This is a genomic window from Afipia sp. GW822-FHT03D08 (assembly GCF_058801645.1).
In genome coordinates this window covers 638,744-658,114 of sequence record NZ_JBXANK010000002.1, presented here as the reverse complement: position 1 = coordinate 658,114, position 19,371 = coordinate 638,744, and the positions used below count along the sequence as shown (strand labels likewise).

Sequence of the window (19,371 nt, the reverse complement as noted above, 5' to 3'; positions counted from 1 at the left end):
AGAAAGAGTAGAGATATGCCCGGTCCTTTGAGTGGAGTTCGCGTTCTGGATTTGACGGCGGTGGTGTCGGGTCCTTACGCGACGATGTTCCTGGCGGATCAGGGCGCGGACGTGCTGAAGATCGAGCCGATCGGCGGCGATGGCACGCGGCGCAGCCGCACCCTGATCGATGCGGCCGGAGAGTTCTCCGCCCTGTTCGTGTCGTGCAACCGCGGCAAGCGTTCGCTGTCGATCGATATGAAGAGCGACGCGGGACGCGAGGTGCTGGCCAAGCTGGCATCGCAGGCGGACGTGCTGGTGCAGAACTTCCGCCCCGGCACGATGGAACGCCTCGGCCTCGGGCAGAAGGAACTGCGCGAGAAGTACCCGCGCCTGATCTACGTTTCCATCAGCGGGGTCGGCGACAGCGGGCCTTATGTCAAGAAGCGGGTCTACGATCCGATTGTCCAGGCCTTGTCCGGCTTTGCCGACATCCAGTCGCAGCCGGTGACCAACCGGCCGCAGATGATCCGCACCATCGTCTGCGACAAGACCACGTCGGTGTTCACCGCGCAGGCGGTGTCGTCGGCGCTGTATGCACGCGAGAAGACCGGCAAGGGCGACCACATCCAGGTTGCGATGCTCGACACCATGATCTCGTATCTGTGGCCGGAAGGCATGATGCAGTACACCGTGGTCGGCTCCGAGGCGGCCGCGGCTGACCCCAACGACCGGCCGGACCTCGTGTTCCAGACGCTCGACGGTTACATCACCGCCGGCACCATCTCCGATTCCGAATGGCAGGGCTTCTGCAAGGCCTCGGGCGATCCGGAGCTTGCGAAGGACGAGCGGTTCGCGACGCCGAGCGCACGCTTCATCAATGCCACCGCGCGCATCAACAAGATGCAGGAGTACATCAGCCAGCGCACCACCGCCGAATGGCTGGAGCGTCTGGATGCGGCCGATGTGCCGTGTGCGCCGATCCTGCGGCGCAATGAGATCATCGGCAACGATCAGGTGGTGGCGCGCGGCCTGATCGAGGAGTTCGACCAGCCGACGGTGGGCCGGGTGCGGCAGCCGAAGCCCGCAGCGATCTTCGAGGTCAACAAGGCTGAGATCGGCGGTCCGGCGCCGCGCGTCGGCGAGCACTCCCGCACCGTGCTGCGCGAACTCGGCTACAGCGACAGCGCCATCGACACAATGATCGCCGGCAAGGCCGTCAGGGCCGTGGGCTAACGCGACAAACAATTTCAGCTTCTGGAGAACGGACAGTGACGAACAAAACGAAGGTCGCACTTCTTGTTGGCGCAGGCGATGCTATCGGGGCTGCGGTTGCTCAGAGATTTGCAAGGGGCGGTTATACGGTCTGCGTTGCGCGGCGCGAGGCTGCCAAGTCGCAGGGGCTTGTCGATTCGATGAAAGCCGATGGACACGACGTCCGCGCCTACAGCGTCGATGCACGCAAGGAAGAGGACGTCCAGAAATTGTTCGCGGACGTCGAGAAGGACGTCGGCCCGGTCGAGGTCTGCCTCTTCAACGCCGGCTCGAACGTCAACAAGCCGCTGCTGGAGACGACCGAGAAGCTGTTCTTCAAGGCCTGGGAGCTTGCATGTTACGCAGGCTTTCTCGTGGGCCGCGAGGCGGCGAAACACATGTCGACACGCGGCCGCGGGACGATGCTTTTCACCGGCGCGACCGCCAGCGTTCGGGGGGGAAAGGGTTTTGCGGCATTTTCGGCGGCGAAGTTCGGTCTGCGCGCCGTCGCCCAGGCGATGGCTCGCGAGCTTGGACCGAAGAACATTCATGTCGTCCATCTTCTGATCGATGCGGGCGTTGACAGCGAAGCCATTCATCAGCGCATGAAGGCCGCAACCGGAATCAGCGCCAGCGAGATTCCTCCGGACAGTCTGACCAAAACAGCGTCCATCGCCGAGGCATACTGGTTTGCTCATCAGCAATCCAAAGACGGCTGGACTCATGAACTCGATCTGCGCCCATCAGTGGAGACATGGTAAGATGGCAGACGAACTCATCCTCTGGGGTGTCGGTACAACGCGCACGATTCGCGCGCACTGGGCGCTTCATGAACTCGGTCTTCCGTATACGTCGCGGCCGATTCTCCCGCGGTCAGGCGAGACCAAGACGATGGAGTACACCGCGCTAAATCCCCGCCAGAAGATTCCACTCTTGCAGGATGGTGATCTGACCATCGGCGAAAGTGCGGCCATTGTCGCGTATCTCGCCAACAAACACCGTGCCGGTGCTGCTCTCGTTCCGGACTGCCCGAAGCTTTACGCAAAGTGGCTGGAATGGTGCTTCTTCATCGTGACCGAACTGGATTCGACCAGTCTATATGTCATGAGGCGGCACGGCACCAATCAGGGGCTGGCACATATTTATGGCGATGCGCCGCATGTCGTGGCGAAGGCTGGCGAGTACTTCCGCGAACAGCTACGCCATGTCGACGCCGCGCTGTCGGATGGCCGCCACTATCTGATGGGAGACCAATTTACGACCGCGGACATTCTGCTGACAACGTGTCTGACATGGGCGATCGACTATGGTGTGGGGATTTGCGACAGCGCAGTGCCATACCTGGAACGAGCTACATCGCGTGGTGCGTATAAAAGCAGTTCAGAAGTGAACTTTGCCCAGATCTAGGAATTGACACCGCTCCGCGTGCGATAGCCTGCACGCAGGTGTCCGGTCCCCTGCCGAACGCCGGACACCCGTATTCGCGACACGACGGATCGTGGCGCGATAGCGTCAGTTCGAATCGAAGATTTCAACTGGAAGGCTCTTTGCCTTGCTGTGAAGTTCCTGAATTGGGAAAGCAGACTTTACGGTCGAGGCGCTCTTCTCTCCCGGCACAACGTTCGACGTCGGGAAATCCATCGTCGCGGTATCGAAGGTTGCTTCTCCCTTCGCGTGCGGGTTGCCTGCATTCAGAATGATCAGACTGCCCACCAACAGTATGTAGGCGCAAAATGCGCCAATGACGAAAGTGAACCGGCGGTTGCTGAAGCTGAGCTTTGTCATGGGAGCCTCCTGTCTGGCTGCCATGAACCTTTCAGCAAAGAGAGAAATATGTCTGTGATCTCACCCACAGACTGAGAGAATATGTCGTCTCGCTGCGGTTGATACTTTCGCGCAGAGTGTGAGCAGGCTCACATTCGACAGCCGCCCTGAGCGCTTATTCTTTAAGGGCGAGCGGCAATCCGACGGTCCAGAACATCACCGCTCTCAAAACCTCGCAAGCCATTGCGGTTACTGACGTTTCTGATCATTCGTTGACATCCTTGCTCTCCGAAAAACCCTTCCGCCTGCTTCGCACGCATCGACCTCTTAGTATTGGCTGTCCGTTGGTGGAGATGATACCTTGCGATCTGAATCGCATACCAATCAATTGCCGATCCAGATTTTTAACGCGTGCGTTGCCTGCGATAATTGCGGGATGTCGTCATGAGCACGAACGTTCCTGATTCAACGCTCAAAGGTCCGAATCGCGGCCCTTCCGCGGCCGCCGCATCCTCACGCCGCCAGTGGCGGGCGGCTGACGGCGGCGCGCTGACCCGGCTTTTGCAAAGGATATCGCTCGCCAGGAAGATGGCGAGCTACCGGTTCAGCTCCTACATATTTTGCCATCTCTGGCTTCTCAAGCTTGTTTTCACGGTGCTGCGCCGTGTCCGTCCCGTTTCGATCTTCGGCAAGCTCGTTGTCCTCACCAAGATGAGCGATGTCCGCGAGGTTCTCGGACGTTTCGATGATTTCACGCTGGGCGAAGTCATCGAGCCGGGAATGCCGTGGGGGGCATTCCTGATGACGGTCGACTGGAGAGAGCAGCATGCACGCGAGCGAGCGCTTCTCCAGAGTATGGTCAAGCCGAAGGCCGATCCGGGGACGATCAGGAAGTCTGTCGCCGATGAATGCCGCGAACAGATAGCCGCTGCCACCAACGGCCGCATCGACATGGTTGCCGAATTCGCAGAGCCTGCCGTCATTCGTATCGCCACTGACTACTTCGGCGTTGCTCCGCTGAAGAACGACAGGCACCGCATGGCGCGCGCCACCCGGCACCTGGCCGGCATTATCATGGTGAACCCTCCGGTCGGCTCACAGCCCTGGATCGACTCGCGTGACGATATGGTCGTCCTGACGCAGCAGCTGCTGGAGCAGATTGAAGCCGTCAAGTCGGTAATCGGCGCGTCGCGCAAAAGCGAGCTTCCCGACAATTTGCTGACGCGGCTGACTTTGCTGCTGCATGCGGGAGGCACACCAAAGTGGTTCGACGAGGACTGGATACGGCGATACCTGACAGGCCTGGTTGCGACCGGCCTGGCGACGGTCGTCCGAGGAACGTCGCAGACGGTCGACCAGCTCGTGTCGCGGCCGGATTCCTTGCGGGAAGCCCAGCGGCTGACCGCAGCGCTTGATGATGCGGAAGCTCATGAACGACGTCTCACCAGCCGCGCCTCGGAAGTCGAACGGCGCTCTGTCGCGGAGCGTGTGGCAAGATCGCGCACTGCATTGACGCGCTACATTTATGAAGCCCTTCGGTTTCGCCCGATGCTCCCCTTGCTGGTTCGCGACTGTCCGCGCGAAACAATCATCGCCAACGGAACTGGGCGCGTGCGTATCGTGCCGGCGGGTGCCCGCATTCTGGCTGCGCCATTGGCCGCCATGTTTGATCCGGATGCGTTTCCAAAACCATTGCGCTTCGATCCAAATCGGCCGCTTGAGAATTACATTCATTTTGGCCACGGGGAGCGTCATTGTTTCGGGCGGTACGTTGCCGAGGTCGCTCTCATGGAAATGGTGCGCGCATTGCTGCGTCTTCCCGGTCTTGCGCGAGCAGGCGGAGCCGATGGCCAGATCCACTATGAGGGACCGGCGCCATGTTCATTTGTACTCACATTCAATAGGCAAACCATCGGGGCTCAGGAACGGTGAACCCGAACTACACGACCATCATCACACCGCTCGATCCCGGCCGTGTGGACGCGTGCCGGAAGTATCTGCGCGACAACGCTGAGCTTCGTCTCGCCGGCGATCTCATCGAATGCCAGCCTCTGTTCCGGTTTGACAAGATCGCAGGCCTTCATTTTTGCAGCTTTGTCATTCTCGATGAAGACGGTGAATTTGCTCCAAGCCTCGTATTCGAGGCGACTTTTGACGGATCTAGAGAAGATTTTCTGGATGAGTTGCTGGAAATTGCATCAGAGGGCATGCATGAGGTTTATCGGCATTGCACGGACTATCCGTTTTCCGGGCCCGCCGCGCCACGACTGATCGAAGAGTATCTCGCAAATCATGATGTCGGCGCGAACACTTTTTTCAGCGGCAGTCCGGGGCGGACCGTTGGGCAAATCCTGGGTGAAAACCTTCTGCGCCGCGACATTCTCACGTTCCTGTCAAAGCGATGCCAGCCGGGCAACGCTATTCCCGCGCGACCGGCCGGATTTCTCGACGAGGTGCGACGTCATGTGATCCGCGGCCGGGATGATAATCGCTGGGCCGAGCAAGCCGCGCCGGTGCCCTGGGAAATACGGCAGCGTTCGGGGATTGTGGCCGCTGCTATCATCGCGGCGTTCGTTGCGGTCTGCGCCACCGGCATAGCCGTAGGCGCGCTATTTGGGTGGGGGCCGTTTGTGCTGTACGGACATATCGTCCGGGCCTTCGAGCAAGTGAGCCACATCGGCGCCAGCATCAGCAACTTTATGGTTTCCCGGTTTCCCTGGATTGCCAGTCACATCACGATCGAGCCTGCGATCCTCCATATCCTGATTGCGTTGACCGGCGTATGGCTGATCGTGCGTGTCTTTGAACTCTTTCTCACCAGTTGGACGAAGAACCCTCACGATCAGCTTTTCATCAATCGTTTCCCGCTCCAGATCGCGGTTATCGTCAGATACGCATTGATCGTGTTTCTTGTCGGCTCGGTCGTGCTGGCCATCATTTCAGGAATGACCGCGGCCCGGTCGGCGGGTAGCGCGGTTCATTACGGCTTCTGGTCGATTGTCTGGCGTCTGATCGTTGTCGGCTTGATCCTGGCTGTCCTGAAGTACTCGGCAACCTCCCTGAAGCTTGCCGTGCAAATTCGGCCCTATAGCGCCGTTCGTGAAAACGTTCGCCGGCTGCTGCTCGATCTTCTCACATTCGCGATGGTCGTCGTAACGGCCATAGGTGTTCTGCTCGTCGCGCGCCACATCCCGTTCGCCGTTAGCGAGCAGATCGCGACAATCGCGCGGTCAATCGTCTTTGCCATCCTCGTCACTGTGGCTTACGGACTCATTGGCATTTTGGCTTTTTATGCCATTGGGCTTCTCATATTCGGGCTCATACGAGCACTTGAAGTCAGCGACAAACGTAATTTTTCCGAACCCGCCGAACTCATCGCGCGAGCCCGGGAGAACGCCAGGAAGTATGCTCGCGAGGAAGGCGGCATCAACAGGTATCAGAATCATCTGGCCAGCATCACGACCGTGAAGCCGGGCTTCATTCGATGCTGGCTGCTGCGCCTTGCGCTGTTTGTCATTAACCTGCTGTCCCGCTTCTGGTTTAACCGCGGGGAGCTTGGCGGCATACCGACGATTCTGTCGGCCCGGTGGGTGATGATCGACGGCGGGAAGCGGCTCTTGTTTCTCGATAATTATGGCGGCGCCTGGGAAAGCTATCTGAATGAGTTCATCGATCTGGCAGCGGTGAAGGGCCTGAATGCCATCTGGTCGAACACGTTCGTCTCGGCGGATGGAAAATCCTACGGGTTTCCTGCATCGAAATTTCTTTTCTGGAAGGGCGCGCAAGCCGAGCAGCCTTTCAAGGCCTATGTCCGCCAAAGCCAGGTTGAGACGATCGCTTGGTACAGCGCATATCCTACGCTCAGTGTCATTAATATTAACGCCAGCACCGAGCTGAGACAGTCGCTATTCGAGCCGCTGAGCGACGGCGACATCGATGCAATATTTCGAAGCCTCTGATGTGGAAGAGTGCCATGGAAAGAGTTGAATGGGATGACGTTCAGAGGCTCGTGCTGAGCGGATATCCGAAATTGCCATTTTCCGCTTACGTCTTCTGGCACTTCGTGCCCGGCGAGGTCGAGACGGCAAGGAAGTGGTTAAGGCTGTTGTCAGGCCGGCTGACGCGCGCGACGGGCCGCGGCGATCAGCAAGCGATCAACCTTGCGCTTACGGCGCATGGGCTGGAGCATCTCCGCGTCAGTGATGGAGTGCTGAGCAGTTTCTCACTCGAGTTCCTCGAAGGGATGGCCCCGAAGCCGACGCCTGAAGCGCAGTTTCCGCGCCGGTCGAACGTTCTCGGGGATGTCGGTGATAGTTCACCCGAGTTCTGGGAGTGGGGTGGCTGGAAAGAGAACCGAGATATCGACGGCGTGCTGTTGCTCTACGCTGCCGACCAAACGAAGCTGCTCTCGCTTATCGATGCCGAGATCAGCGCAATGGTGGAAGCTGCTGCACCCGCGTTGCGTCAGAATGGCGAGCCGCTCATCATCGAGGGCCGGGTCTATGACGATCGCAAAGAGCACTTTGGATTTACAGACGGCATTTCCCAGCCTTTGATTGAAGGATCGCCCAAGGCAAATGGGAAGCGCACCAGTGACGCCGACAACAACAAGAAGCTGACATCAGACGAAAAGCGGATTCTTCTCGTCAAGCCCGGTGAGTTCGTGCTTGGTTACAGGAACGAGCGGCGTACCAGTATATCGGACGTCTATCCCGAGAGGGCTGACGCGAACACAGAACCGCAAGATATCCGGCGCAACGGCACTTATCTCGTGTTCCGGCAACTTGAGCAGGATGTACTCGCCTTCAATGAATTTGTCGCGAAGACGGCTGAGCGTATTTATGGGCGAGCCGATGAGCCCGCGCAGGAGAAGATTGCGTCACAGCTTGTCGGGCGGACGCGCCAAGGCCATCCTCTGGTTCCGATAGACCGTCCGCCTGATGCGGCTCCGCGCAATGATTTTCTCTATTACTTCGAGGATCGATTTGGCATGGCTTGCCCGATCGGCGCTCACATCCGGCGTGCGAATCCGCGTGACACCGTCGGGCCGGACGCCGATACGGCGCTGCGTCTTTCAAAGATGCATCGCATTATCAGGCGCGGCAGGCCTTATGGAGAAAGAGTCGGCGTTGAGAAGGAAAACACGACCGGCAAACAAGCGGCGCGCGGAATGGCGTTCATTGCCCTTAATGCGGATATCGCCGGGCAATTCGAAATGATCCAGCATTCATGGCTGAACAACACTCATTTCGGCGGTCTTTATGCCGGGACAGATCCGTTTGGACATTTCAGTTGCGCCGGAGATGTGGTCGCCATTCAGGACCGGCCAACGAACCACCACGTCGATCGGCCGCGCCCGTTTGTCCGGGTTCGGGGTGGTGCTTACTTCTTTCTGCCCGGGATTGAAGCGGTTCGCGCGCTGGCAAGGTAGATCCAACCAGACCCGACCGGTCAAGACTAAGAGAAATTACCGGTTCGCGATGCTCGGTTCCTTGTTTCGATTTTCGGAGCTTTCCATCGCGTGACGACAAGCAACTGCTAAGGCGCGCATGCCGCATTTCTCTGCAAACCCCAACGCGAGGCTGAAATAGACTTCGGCGGCGACTGGATCATCCGGATTGCTGGCTCGTGCGATTTCACCGAGCAAATGCGTCGCATAGGCCTGCTGCGGGGGCTCGCCGCGCTGTTCGGCGAGCGACAGAGCGCGCTCACCGGCCGCATGCGCTTCGGCGAGACGGCCAGCCGCGAGCAGGGCCCGGCCTTGCGCAATGAAAAGATAGCGCCAGCCGAACGAATGCTCCGCCAAAGGTACGTCGAGCCGCTCGGGCACCGATAGGATATTGAGGGCTGTCTCGACGTCGCCCGTCGCGAGATGGGCTTCACCCATGCGGGCTGCGAAGACGGGATACATCTGGACCATTTCGAGATCCAGGCAGGTCTGCCAGCTTTCGCGCAAAAGCGAGAGTGCTTCTGCGTGCCGCCCCTGGGTCGTCCGCAGGCGACCGAGCACATGATTGATATTTGCGCGCGAGTAAGCGTGATCCAGGATCTCAGCGCGCCTGCTGGCGTCTTCCGCCACGGTTTCCGCGCGGTCGAGGTCGCCGAGTTCAATCAGGGAGTCCGCCATGAAGGTGCGCAAAAGAACGCTCGGATAGGCGGCCCAACCGGCCCGTTTCTGGTCAAGCTCCGGCGTTTCGATCTCGATGCACTTTTCGTGCATCTCGATCGATGTCGCGAAATTGCCGAGCTCGTGATGGACAATACCCACGATGAGGAGTGCTGCGAACTGGAGAGATGGATCGCCGATCTTGTCAGCAATGCGGCTCGCGGTTTCGGCCGCTGCCATCGCGGGGGCATGCTCACCAAGCCTCCATAGCGCCACAGCGAGCTGACAATTGACCGCGGCGGTGCGCACGGGGTCTCCCGAGGCGTCGGCCAGACGGCTCGCTTCGCGCAAGACCTCCGCAATCCGGCGATGCTTGCCGAGCGGTTCGAGCGCAATCACCAGCGTCAGGCGGAAATCGATCTCGGTTTTGATCTTGGCGGGGGAGGCCGGCAGATGCGACAGGGTTTCGAGGCCGCGCTCGAAGATGTTGATCGCGTCCTGATTGGCTCCGCGCTTTACCGCGCGGCGGCAACTGCGCAATTGATAGGGGACGGCCTTTTCCCATAGCTCGGCCTTGAATGCGTGGTCGGCGAGCCGATCAATATACTCGTCAAGACGATCGGGAAAGCGCGACTCGATAATGTCGACGGCTTTGGCATGAAGGGAGCGTCGAAGGCCCAGCAGCATCGTGCCGTAGACAACTTCACGCGTAAGCTCATGCTTGAAGGAATAGTCGGCGGATGTGGTGCTTCTGATTTTCCGGAGAAAATCGGCAGCTTCCAGCGTTCGCAGTTCGCCGGAAATCTCCGCGGGAGTCACGTCCAGCATTTCCGAGAGCAGGGCCACGGAAATCTCGGTGCCGATAACGGCTGACGTCTGCAACAGGGACTTTGGAAACCCGTCCAGCAGATCGATGCGCGCCGCGAGCACCGAGTGAATGGTTTGTGGAATTTCAACCCGGCCGGTTCGTTTCGCGGCCAGATAGTTCCCCGGCTGTCCCTCGAGATACCCCGTTTCCTTGAGTGTCTGGACCAGTTCTTCCATGAAAAGGGGATTGCCTTGGGACTGCGCCAGTATTTTCCGCTTTAACGGAATGAGGCTGCTGTCGTCGCCCATGAGCCAGTCCATCAACTGGTGCGAGGTCACATCGTCAAGCGGCGACAAATCGATGCCGATTGTGCCGCTATCTACCGGGCCGCCCTCGGGGCGTTGCGTTCGGATCAGAACCGTCCGCGTCCCTTCCAGCGCGCTAGCCAGATTTTGCAGAATGAGCTTGGTCTCTGCGTCGGCCCAGTGAACGTCCTCGACCAGGATCACCGAGGGATTCAATTGTGCGTGATGAAAAACCAGCGATCTGACGGCTTCCATGGTTTTAAGCCGCCGCTCGGATGGTTCCAGTTTTTTCCACTCCTGGTCGTCGGTGTTGAGATCCAGCAGCGAGAGAATCGGCGGCAAGAAGACCGACAAGTTGCTCCCCAGCCGGTCGATCCCCTCCTTAACGCGCGTAATGACAGTCTCGGGAGTGTCATCAATGCCAATCCCGAACATGGCTCTGATGAGTATGCCAATGGGATAGTAGCTCGAACTTGTTCGCTGCGAGGGACAGGCGGTCTCAAGGACGGTCCATTCGTCCGAAAGATTCCGGATGAAATCGTGTATCAGCCGGGATTTCCCCAACCCGGCGGCGCCGACGATGCATAACGATTGTCCATTTCCCGCTGCAGCACTCTCGATCGCACTTCTCAGGATGCGCATTTCATTCTGACGGTCAACGAGAATGCTGAGGCCTCGCGCGGAGCGAACCTGCCATCGCGTTCTTATCCGTATTGCCGTCAGTTCGAAAACTTCAACTGCTTCCGAGACGCCTTTCACCTCCGCAAATCCTCGCGGCTCCACCGTCACAAACCCTTTCGCGAGATCGTGCGTTGCCGCTGTCAGCAGAATCTTGCCGGGTGCGGCGAGTTCCTCCATGCGCGCGGCCAAGTGAACGCTCTTGCCGACGGCATCGTAGTTCATCGCCAGATTGTTGCCGATCGAATGAATGACGACCTCTCCGGAATTCATGCCAATGCGAATGGCGATGTCCCGTCCGGTCCGCTGGTTGAGTTCACCAACGGCGGTCCGCATGGCCAGTGCCGCGCTGCACGCCTGGACCGCATGATCCTCCCGCGCGATAGGAGCTCCGAACAGCGCCATAATCCCGTCGCCGAGGGTCTGGTTCACGAAACCGTCGTGATGATGGACTGCATCCATCAGACTTTTCAGGACAGGGCCGAGAACCTGGAGCGCTTCTTCCGGATCGAGCTGATCAATGAGCGCAGTCGAATCGCGGACATCCGCAAAAACGACTGTGACGTGCTTGCGCTCGCCCAGCATCGCACCGCCGGAACGCAGGATGCGGTCGGCAAGGTCGGGGGGGATGTTCGACTGCAGAAATGAGAGCGCGTTCGACGCCGGCTCGCTGGAGCGGGCCTTCGGGCGACCGCAGCCACCGCAAAATCTCGCTGTCGGTTCCATAACGAAACCGCAGTAGCTACAGCGATGATCTATGCCGCCGACCAAGCTACGCTACCCTATGGTTATGGCAGCCCCGCAATTCCTTAGCCCAAATAGGTTTAAGGGTTCCTTGGGCAATAGCAAGATGAACGAGCCCATGCGGTGGGGATACACGCCTAAAAAATAACCGCAAGCCAAGGGCTGCCGCGGATATACCAAGGGCTGCGTCCCTCCCAGGCTGCATTTCATTGAAACTTCAAGGAGTTTGTATTGTTTTGTTCCCGGCGTATCCTGAGGATCGCCGAACAAGAGCAAGTTTAGCTATTTCGCGATCGGGCCGTAAAGCGATGCTTCAGGACGACAAGCCAACCGTAGCCCGATCTGCCGGGGACAAGACGAATGTCTTGCGTAACCACCCACTGTTTCGCGACCTCGGGACTGAGGCGCTGGATCAGTTGTGCCACTACGCCAAAAAGAGAACCTTCAAACGGGGTGTAACGATTTTCGCCAAAGGGGATCCGGGCCAAAGCCTGTTCTTCATTATCAGCGGCACGGTGAAGATCGGCGTCTCGTCCGCCGATGGCCGGGGCGCTATTTTCAATATGGTCGATGCGGGAGAGATGTTCGGCGAGATTGCGGTTCTCGATGGTCTTGCCAGAACTGCCGATGCCATTGCAAATTCGGACTGCGAGCTGTTTGTCATTGATAGAAGGGATTTCTTCTCTCTATTGGCCAGTCAACCGGTGCTGGCAACAAAACTGATAGAACTGCTGTGTGTACGATTGCGCTGGATCAGCGATCACGTAGAGCAGGTCATATTCCCGGATCTGTCAGGCAAGCTGGCCAAGGCCCTTGTCCGTCTGATTGATCGGCCGGGCGCTGCTGTGGATAAGAAGATTACTATCACGCAGCAGGAAATTGGCGAGATGCTTGGCCTGTCGCGGGAGAGCGTCAACAAGCAACTGCATGAGTGGGCTGACCGGAAACTGGTCCGTCTTCAACGCGGATCGATCACCGTCATCGATGTAGATTCGTTGAGGAGTATGGCGGAGCGATCGCAAGACTGATCACGCTCGGGATCTGCCGATCAGGACAAGTCTCGGCCGGGCGGTGCCGAATCGATCAGCCGTCCGTCTGTCAGAGGCTTTGCGTTTTCTGAAGGTTGCCCAGCGGACACGCCTTGCGGCTGTGCGTAGAGTTTTGCTTTGCCTGTTCAACCTGAGAAGATGATTTCACAGGCGCGACTGACCGAGAGTTTGCGGCGAATCCGATCAGGGCTATGACAATAGCGAATTCCACGGCCAGGACCGCAAGAGACCATCTCCAACACACAATCCAGTTTCGCCGACTGCTCAACCCGGAATGGGTAAACTTTCCTATCTGGGTTTGCATGAATGCCTCCTTTGAAGGAGGCATTCATTAGGCCCATTCGCGGGTGGGGTATGTGAAGCAACTCACAGAGCGATGAACCTGCGGCTAGCCGTCGCTGCGGCCCTTGATGACGACACCGAAAGGCTCCCAACGGCTGCCTTTGAACCGCATCATCTGCATGTCTTCGAGCGGAGAAAAGTCCTTCTCGCCGGTGTTTGCCAGAATACCGGGAATCAGGACGTCGGACTCGAAGTTCTTGATGCTTGCAGCCTGTTTCATGATGTTCTCGCGGGTCAGGTTATCGCCGCTCTGCTTGAGCACCTGAACCATTAACTGGGCGCCCATATAACCGTGGATCATGAGGCTGTCTGCCTTGTTGGCGTCGGGCATATATTTCGCGAGGAACGAGGTGTAGGCCTTCATACCCTTATCGTTGTCCCACTGCGGATCCGACGCATCCTTGATGAAGGTTCCTGACAGCACGCCTTGCGCATTCTCAACGCCTGCGGGCACGATGACCGTTCCCACGGACGAGGCGACGTTGGGGACAAAGTGCATGGGCTTCCATCCCAACTCAGCGATCTTCTTGATGCTCTGCGCGACAAATTTCGGCGTGCCGAAGGTAAACATCACGTCGGCGCCGGAATGTCTCAGCTTGACGATTTGCGAGTCGATGGTTGGGTCGGCCACTTCATAAGGAGCTTCCTCGACGATCATCGATGCCTTCGCGCCAAGGCCGGCTTTCAGTCCGCTCAACAACTCTTTTCCGAAATCGTCATTTTGATAAAGAATGGCAATCTTCGCGTCCGGCTTTTCGCGAAGGAGGTAGGCGGCATAGATGCTTCCTTCAGTCTGATAGCTGGTGCCGAGCAGCATCGTCCATGGGTAGGTCTTTGGGTCGCTCCATTTGGACGAATAAGACGCCGGAAAAAGCTGGGGCACCTTCTTTGCGTTCATGTACTTCTGGATCGCCGAGTTCGACGGCGTCCCCATCGGGCTGAAAATCAGCAGCACTTCGTCGCTCTCGATTAGTTTGCGCGCCTGTTCGACCGCCTTCGGTGGGCTGTAGCCATCGTCGTAGCTGATGAATTCGATCTTCCGGCCGTTGATGCCGCCGTCATCGTTGATCTTCTTGAAGTAAGCGGCTTGCGTCTTTCCGATGACGCTATAGGCGGAAGCCGGTCCGCTGTAGGGCATGATGTTTCCGAGTTTGATGGTCGTGTCCGACGCGCCCGGATCGTATTTTTTCTGGGCGTGCGCCGGTGCGATAACGCTCATGCTCAAGCCGACGACGCCAGCAATTATCGACGATCGAATGTGCCTCATATTCCCTCCGTGTAATCATGTTTGGGTTGCCAGATCTTGGGTCTGGTCACAAAGCGCCGTGAAGAACCGGATTTGGGAGGTGCGCCCTGATGCACGCCATCATTAAATTCGCGGCCGGGCCCCTCTGGAATGTCGCTTTGAGAACCGTTCTGCATGAGTCGCAGCGGTTGCCTTTCGAGAACAGCGCCTTCCAAAACGATCAGGGCATAAATGCTATCGAGGTTGCACATGGAGTCTCCCAGGCGGCCACGCCAATCTTGTTCGCTCTACCTGGTATGACAACGTCGAACCGTGCCAAATGCCGCGTCCTAAAATGCCAAGGCGGGACGGTTGCATCGCGATTAAACGCGATGTTTTGCAGCGTATGTCAGGCTGGGACTGCTAGCCGGGGTGACGCGGACGATAGTGTGTCGGCGAATGACCGGTCCACTTACGGAAAGCCTTGCGGAAGCTCGTGGCGTCCGAAAACCCCACCCGCTCGGCAACCTCGTCGATCATGAGATGGGTATTTTCCAGAAATTCGGTCGCCACCGATCGGCGCATATTGTCCAGAACGGATTGATACGACAGTCCTTCCTGCGCCAATCGCCGATGCAGCGTACGCAGCGAAAGACCGAGCTGGTCCGCAATCTCTTCAGCGGTCGGGAAGCGTCGCGGGCTGTTGAAGCATGCGGTTCTTATCCGGCGCACCAGCTCTGTTTCTCCGGGAGTTGGGGCCATCACTGCGTTGCAGAACTGCTGACAGACCTGTGCGGTGATCGGGTTGGCGTTAGGACAGCACCGATCCATCACCTCGACCGGGAAGTGCCATTCCATCGAGCCGGCGTCGAACTCAATCGGGCAATTAAACATCCGCTCATAGTTTCGCCAATGAACGGGGGCGGGATAGGGAAACAGCATGCGTGTTGTCGGGAACGGCGCCTCCAGAACCCTGCTGAAAAGCGCTGTCATCGAACTCCGCCAGAATTCCGCGACGAACGGAAGCAGGTGACCGAGTGACTGGGTGCCATGGCTGCGGAGGATCGCTGTGCCATTCTCCACGCTATAACTGATTTGCAGCACGGTGGATCCGGCTTGCGTGATGTGCTCGATAGAAAACTTCAGTGCTTCCCCGAATGTCGGGCTGCTGACCATCGCATAGCCATAGATTCCGTAATCGCTGATGCGCTGCCGCGCGCCTGCGAGCAGTCCGATATCCGTTCGTTTCGCGAGCGCGACGGCATTTCGATAGATCGCCAGACGCTGACGCCGCGAGATGCGCGCATGCGGGTCTTCGAGCTGAGACGGAAGGGCACCGGTGCGGGCGAACAGATCCTTCACGGAAACACCTTCGGCGGCGAGTTCGGCCGCAAGAGCGGCAAGCCCAAGCATGCTTTGAGTCGGCGCATCGATATCGTCCGACAGCGGACTGATGATCTTGGATATCAGCATTGGTTCCTCCGGCCGCGTCGTGTTCTTTTCTTTCAGATTGGCACGTTTGGACCCCCTCTGTCATCGCATTGTGCACTGCAGTTGGCATTTTCGGACCTGAATATTGGCACTTCTTGACGTTGCTGGCGGCGTGAGCGGCGGACAAGTTGCCGCAACGAGGAAGCGGGCTTCAGGACCCGCCGCGCCGGTGAAATGGGAGAGAAAATTGACGACAGTCACGCACGAGATGGACGGCGCAGTAGGCGTCGTGACGCTCGCCAAGCCGCCGCACAATTTGATCGACGACCAGATGATCGCGGATCTGATCGCAGCTTACCGGGCGGTGCTCGCAGGGGGCTGCCGCGCAATTTTGCTGCGCAGCTCGATGCGCCACTTCTGCGCCGGCGCAGAGCTTAAATCCTTCGGCACGACCACCATGATCCAGAGCGATCAAAAACGCTTCACCGAGTTTCTCGATGCGATTGAAGATGTCCCGGTCCCGACTGTTGCTGCGGTACACGGAGGCGTTCTCGGCGGTGGTCTTGAACTGGCGCTGACCTGCGACATGATCATCGCCGCGGACACCGCGTTTCTGGGGCAGGTTGAAGTTACCGTCGGACTGCTCCCGCTGCTTGGCGGGACACAGCGTTTGGCGCAGCGTGCCGGCGCGGCGCGGGCAAAGGAAATTGCCATGCTCGGGCGGCGGCATACGCCGGAAGCCTTCGAGCGCTGGGGCATCATCAATCTCGTGGTGCCCGAGGCGGAACTGCCCGCCGCGTCGCTGACGTGGGCGCGTCAACTGGCGGCGGGTCCAACGGCGGTGATCAAAGGCATCAAAATGCAGGCGAACCTTGCATCGCGGGGCGGCGTTGCGTCTGCCGACGAGCGGCAGATCGAGATCAATGACATGATCTGGAAGGCTGCTGATCGGCAGCGGGGCTTCGACGCGTTCTTTGCAACCGGCCCGGCCTCTGCAGCGTTCAAGGGAGACTGACCGTGTCTTCAGCTCCTCTGGAAGGATTGCGCGTTATCGATTTCACCCGTGTGCTCGCAGGACCGCATTGCACGAAAGCGCTTCGCGATCTCGGTGCGCAGGTCACGAAGATCGAGCCGCCGTCGGGCGATCTCGGCCGCGTGAGTCTGCCGCATATCGGCGATATGGGCCTCTACTATGTCCAGCAGAACGCGGGAAAGCGGAATCTGAGCATCGATCTGAACTGGGCGGAGGCGCGCGAGATCGTGGTTGATCTGTGCCGCAACGCCGACGTCATCGTTGAGAATTTCCGGCCCGGCACGCTGAAGCGCTTCGGTCTGGCATACGAAGACGTCCGCGCCTTCAATCCGAAGGTTGTTTACGCTTCACTCAGCGGATACGGCCAGAACACGTCGTGGCGCAATCGGCCCGCTTTCGCTCCCACGGTGCAGGCCGAAACCGGACTGACTGCGATTGTCGAGGAGCATTTCGGCAATGCGCTGTCCGAGCCGCGAGGAGACGCCTGCAGCCACGCGGACGTCTATACCGGGCTCCAGGGTGTCATTGCGATTCTCGCCGCACTGAATCATCGCAGTCGAACCGGTGAGGGCCAGCACGTGGACGTGTCGATGGCAGCCACGATGCTCTCCGTCAACGAGCGCGCGGGCGCGCAGCTCTCGGGCATCGACACCGACGGCGAGCCGATCGCGCTGTCGGCCAATGAATCTCATATCTTCGAATTGTCCGACGGGCGCAGGCTCACCATCGCGGGAAGTCCGATCTACTCTCCGATGTTCAGCCGATATTGCGCCATGATGCGGCGAAACGACCTGCTGGCCGATCCGCGTTACGCCACGGCGAAACTGCGGCGTCAGAATTTGCCATCGCTTCTGGCGGAAATCCGGTCATGGCTGACCACATTCTCTGATCTTGAATTGCTTCAGGCGCAGGTCAGCGAGGCCGGCCTTGCGGTCGGGAGAGTCCGGACTGTCCGCGAGTTTGCTGAGTCGGAATGGGTGAAGGAATGGGGCGCGGTTGTCGAGGTTGAGGACCGCGCCGGAAATACCACCCGCATGCCGGGCAATCCATGGCGCTTCAGCGAATCCGAACTGCCTCTTCCTGGTGTCCCGGCGTTTCAGGGCGAGCACAACGAGGAGATTCTCCGGGAGAACAATGTTCCGGATTCGCGCATTACGGATCTGCAACAGCGCAAGGTGCTCCTCAGCAGGCGAAGTCCGGTCGGGGCGTATGACTGAGCAGTGCCCGCCGTCTTGCATGACCGGAGTTTGTAATGAAGCCAATGATCGATGAAAAAACTGCGGCGTACAATGTCATGCGTTTTTGGCTCGTGCACGGGTATGATTACCGAAGCGCTGCCACTTTGAATCACAGGCGCGGCTCACTTAATCCATACAAGGTGAGCCAAGCAAAAAGGGAATCGCAGATCGTTCGTATTGGTACGCTGTTCTAGTTCAGCAATCACGTCTTTCAGCCACTTGCGAATTGCCTTGATCTTCGCGCTGGTGGCGTCCTCTTTCCGATAGACGAGATGAAAATCGCGTTTGTCCATCAGGAGTGACGGACGAAAGAGGGCCTTGAGGCGGCCAGCCGCCACAACCGATGCCGTCAAGGGGAACGGCGCGAGGACAACACCGACGCCTGACTCTGCCATCTGGATTGCCGCCAGCAGGCTGTCGCTCGATAGGTTGAGTTCATTCAATTTGATTCTGGGGTCTGCCTTGGCAAACCATTGCTCCCACATTCCAGGAATATTATTGAGCTCGATAAGGGGCATTCGCGCGAGATCCTTGGCGCTCTTCAATGGCGCGAATTTCTCGCAGAGATCGGGATGGGCCAAAGGCGCAAGTTTTGACCGAAACAGCCTGTGGGCATGCAAGCCGCGAAACGGCGGTCCACCGACCTGAATGGCGGCATCGATGCTTTCAGTGTTGAAATCCACATCGGTGTTTCGTGCTTCAAGTCGGAGATCGAGAGACCTGTTAGCGGATTTGAATTTCTGAAGATGGGGCAGCGCGGCGAATGTCGCGAAGCTGGGCGAGGCGCTAACCCTCACGATTTCCCTGCGTTCCTTGCTTAGCAGCGCTTCGCCGGCGCGTGATAATTCCGCGAAAGCTTTCAGGATTGACGTCCCGTACATCGCGCCATCTTTCGTAAGCACGACCTTGTTTCCGTCGCGCACGAAAAGTTTGACGCAAAAATGCGTTTCCAGCGAACTGATCTGATGGCTGATCGCCGACTGAGTCAGGCTCAAGTCTTCCGCAGCAGCCTTGAAGCTGCCCAATCTCACTGCGGCTTCGAATGACCGTAGCGTGGATAACGGTGGAAGCGATGATCGCGATCGTTGCATGTGAATTTCATTCATATGGCCGCAAGGGAATTCATTTGCGCCCCGGAAGACGCCTGATCATGCTCGCACCAAATGTCAAGACGGGCAACGCGGCTGCCGCAGCATGTCAGCCATGCTCGCTAACCGGCAACAAGCTCACAAAGGGCATGACGGAGGACGATGATTGGCCAAAGCATTCGAGCGCCAGGGCGATGCAGCATGTCGCTGCAATTGCCCGGCCGATTCAACCGCCTCCATTTCGGTTGCCGATGACCGCGGTTATCTCCGCCGACATTAATTCCGGCCGCGCGGGCGGTGCATGCGAATGCCTGCTGGCCGGCGACC

15 protein-coding genes are annotated in these 19,371 nt (G+C 58.6%); 9 read left to right on the top strand and 6 right to left on the bottom strand.

Annotated elements, in window-relative coordinates; translation table 11 throughout:
• Positions 1–15 precede the first annotated feature (15 nt).
• From AC1RM7_RS18010 to AC1RM7_RS18000, 3 genes are read left to right on the top strand one after another with little or no spacing between them, the layout of a single operon-like run.
• Positions 16–1,215: a CaiB/BaiF CoA transferase family protein gene (locus tag AC1RM7_RS18010; protein ID WP_492839000.1), complete on the top strand. Its 1,200-nt coding sequence runs from the start codon at positions 16–18 to the stop codon at positions 1,213–1,215.
• A 35-nt stretch (positions 1,216–1,250) separates the two neighbouring features.
• The gene (locus AC1RM7_RS18005; RefSeq protein WP_492839002.1) at positions 1,251–1,994 is read left to right on the top strand and encodes an SDR family NAD(P)-dependent oxidoreductase; all 744 of its coding nucleotides are present in this window, start codon (positions 1,251–1,253) and stop codon (positions 1,992–1,994) included.
• A gap of 1 nt (position 1,995) precedes the next feature.
• A complete protein-coding gene (locus tag AC1RM7_RS18000; protein ID WP_425993107.1) occupies positions 1,996–2,640 on the top strand; it encodes a glutathione S-transferase family protein in 645 nt (214 codons plus the stop codon).
• 105 nt (positions 2,641–2,745) lie between these two features.
• On the opposite strand, the gene AC1RM7_RS17995 is transcribed toward AC1RM7_RS18000, so the two are convergent.
• The gene (locus tag AC1RM7_RS17995) at positions 2,746–3,018 is read right to left on the bottom strand and encodes a hypothetical protein (RefSeq protein ID WP_006019378.1); all 273 of its coding nucleotides are present in this window, start codon (positions 3,016–3,018) and stop codon (positions 2,746–2,748) included.
• Positions 3,019–3,441: 423 nt separating this feature from the next.
• Between AC1RM7_RS17995 and AC1RM7_RS17990 the strand changes: the two genes are divergently transcribed.
• The 3 genes from AC1RM7_RS17990 (at position 3,442) to AC1RM7_RS17980 (ending at position 8,428) form a co-directional block, all read left to right on the top strand.
• Positions 3,442–4,929, top strand: coding sequence for a cytochrome P450 (locus tag AC1RM7_RS17990; protein WP_492839005.1), 1,488 nt, complete (start codon positions 3,442–3,444; stop codon positions 4,927–4,929).
• Between the two features lie 251 nt (positions 4,930–5,180).
• Positions 5,181–6,956 (top strand): hypothetical protein, encoded by a 1,776-nt coding sequence (locus AC1RM7_RS17985; protein ID WP_152544252.1) that lies wholly within the window; start codon positions 5,181–5,183, stop codon positions 6,954–6,956.
• A 104-nt stretch (positions 6,957–7,060) separates the two neighbouring features.
• On the top strand, positions 7,061–8,428 hold the full coding sequence (locus AC1RM7_RS17980) for a Dyp-type peroxidase (protein ID WP_244434502.1): 1,368 nt from the start codon (positions 7,061–7,063) through the stop codon (positions 8,426–8,428).
• A gap of 36 nt (positions 8,429–8,464) precedes the next feature.
• Here AC1RM7_RS17980 and AC1RM7_RS17975 read toward each other — a convergent pair whose 3' ends face one another.
• Positions 8,465–11,479 carry an ATP-binding protein gene (locus AC1RM7_RS17975; RefSeq protein WP_244434506.1) on the bottom strand — a complete coding sequence of 1,005 codons (3,015 nt, stop codon included), beginning with the start codon at positions 11,477–11,479 and terminating at the stop codon, positions 8,465–8,467.
• A 467-nt stretch (positions 11,480–11,946) separates the two neighbouring features.
• Here AC1RM7_RS17975 and AC1RM7_RS17970 point away from each other — a divergent pair, with 467 nt between their 5' ends.
• Positions 11,947–12,666: a Crp/Fnr family transcriptional regulator gene (locus AC1RM7_RS17970; protein WP_024921421.1), complete on the top strand. Its 720-nt coding sequence runs from the start codon at positions 11,947–11,949 to the stop codon at positions 12,664–12,666.
• Positions 12,667–13,075: 409 nt separating this feature from the next.
• Here the strand turns inward: AC1RM7_RS17970 and AC1RM7_RS17965 are convergent, their stop codons facing one another.
• From AC1RM7_RS17965 to AC1RM7_RS17955, 3 genes are all read right to left on the bottom strand, one after another.
• Entirely contained in the window at positions 13,076–14,296 is a 1,221-nt protein-coding gene (locus AC1RM7_RS17965) for an ABC transporter substrate-binding protein (protein WP_006019385.1), read from the bottom strand.
• Positions 14,293–14,526, bottom strand: a complete 234-nt coding sequence (locus tag AC1RM7_RS17960) for a hypothetical protein (RefSeq protein WP_152544199.1) — start codon at positions 14,524–14,526, stop codon at positions 14,293–14,295. The genes AC1RM7_RS17965 and AC1RM7_RS17960 overlap by 4 nt, the downstream gene beginning before the upstream one ends.
• Positions 14,527–14,677: 151 nt before the next feature.
• Positions 14,678–15,727: an AraC family transcriptional regulator gene (locus tag AC1RM7_RS17955; protein ID WP_024921422.1), complete on the bottom strand. Its 1,050-nt coding sequence runs from the start codon at positions 15,725–15,727 to the stop codon at positions 14,678–14,680.
• Between the two features lie 205 nt (positions 15,728–15,932).
• On the opposite strand from AC1RM7_RS17955, the gene AC1RM7_RS17950 reads away from it, so the two are divergent.
• Together AC1RM7_RS17950 and AC1RM7_RS17945 are read left to right on the top strand one after the other, a co-directional pair.
• Positions 15,933–16,700 carry an enoyl-CoA hydratase/isomerase family protein gene (locus AC1RM7_RS17950; protein ID WP_006019388.1) on the top strand — a complete coding sequence of 256 codons (768 nt, stop codon included), beginning with the start codon at positions 15,933–15,935 and terminating at the stop codon, positions 16,698–16,700.
• 2 nt (positions 16,701–16,702) lie between these two features.
• Positions 16,703–17,935 (top strand): CaiB/BaiF CoA transferase family protein, encoded by a 1,233-nt coding sequence (locus AC1RM7_RS17945; RefSeq protein ID WP_492839010.1) that lies wholly within the window; start codon positions 16,703–16,705, stop codon positions 17,933–17,935.
• A gap of 143 nt (positions 17,936–18,078) precedes the next feature.
• Here AC1RM7_RS17945 and AC1RM7_RS17940 read toward each other — a convergent pair whose 3' ends face one another.
• Positions 18,079–19,047, bottom strand: coding sequence for a LysR substrate-binding domain-containing protein (locus AC1RM7_RS17940; RefSeq protein ID WP_492943902.1), 969 nt, complete (start codon positions 19,045–19,047; stop codon positions 18,079–18,081).
• Positions 19,048–19,371: the final 324 nt, after the last annotated feature.

What these genes read in the sequence shown, in the direction of transcription:
- AC1RM7_RS18010 (WP_492839000.1), top strand. Translation starts at nt 16, where the DNA reads ATGCCCGGTCCTTTGAGTGGAGTTCGCGTTCTGGATTTGACGGCGGTG.
- AC1RM7_RS18000 (WP_425993107.1), top strand. Translation starts at nt 1,996, where the DNA reads ATGGCAGACGAACTCATCCTCTGGGGTGTCGGTACAACGCGCACGATT.
- AC1RM7_RS17995 (WP_006019378.1), bottom strand. Translation starts at nt 3,018, where the DNA reads ATGACAAAGCTCAGCTTCAGCAACCGCCGGTTCACTTTCGTCATTGGC.
- AC1RM7_RS17990 (WP_492839005.1), top strand. Translation starts at nt 3,442, where the DNA reads ATGAGCACGAACGTTCCTGATTCAACGCTCAAAGGTCCGAATCGCGGC.
- AC1RM7_RS17975 (WP_244434506.1), bottom strand. Translation starts at nt 11,479, where the DNA reads ATGCTGGGCGAGCGCAAGCACGTCACAGTCGTTTTTGCGGATGTCCGC.
- AC1RM7_RS17970 (WP_024921421.1), top strand. Translation starts at nt 11,947, where the DNA reads ATGCTTCAGGACGACAAGCCAACCGTAGCCCGATCTGCCGGGGACAAG.
- AC1RM7_RS17965 (WP_006019385.1), bottom strand. Translation starts at nt 14,296, where the DNA reads ATGAGGCACATTCGATCGTCGATAATTGCTGGCGTCGTCGGCTTGAGC.
- AC1RM7_RS17960 (WP_152544199.1), bottom strand. Translation starts at nt 14,526, where the DNA reads ATGTGCAACCTCGATAGCATTTATGCCCTGATCGTTTTGGAAGGCGCT.
- AC1RM7_RS17955 (WP_024921422.1), bottom strand. Translation starts at nt 15,727, where the DNA reads ATGCTGATATCCAAGATCATCAGTCCGCTGTCGGACGATATCGATGCG.
- AC1RM7_RS17940 (WP_492943902.1), bottom strand. Translation starts at nt 19,047, where the DNA reads ATGCAACGATCGCGATCATCGCTTCCACCGTTATCCACGCTACGGTCA.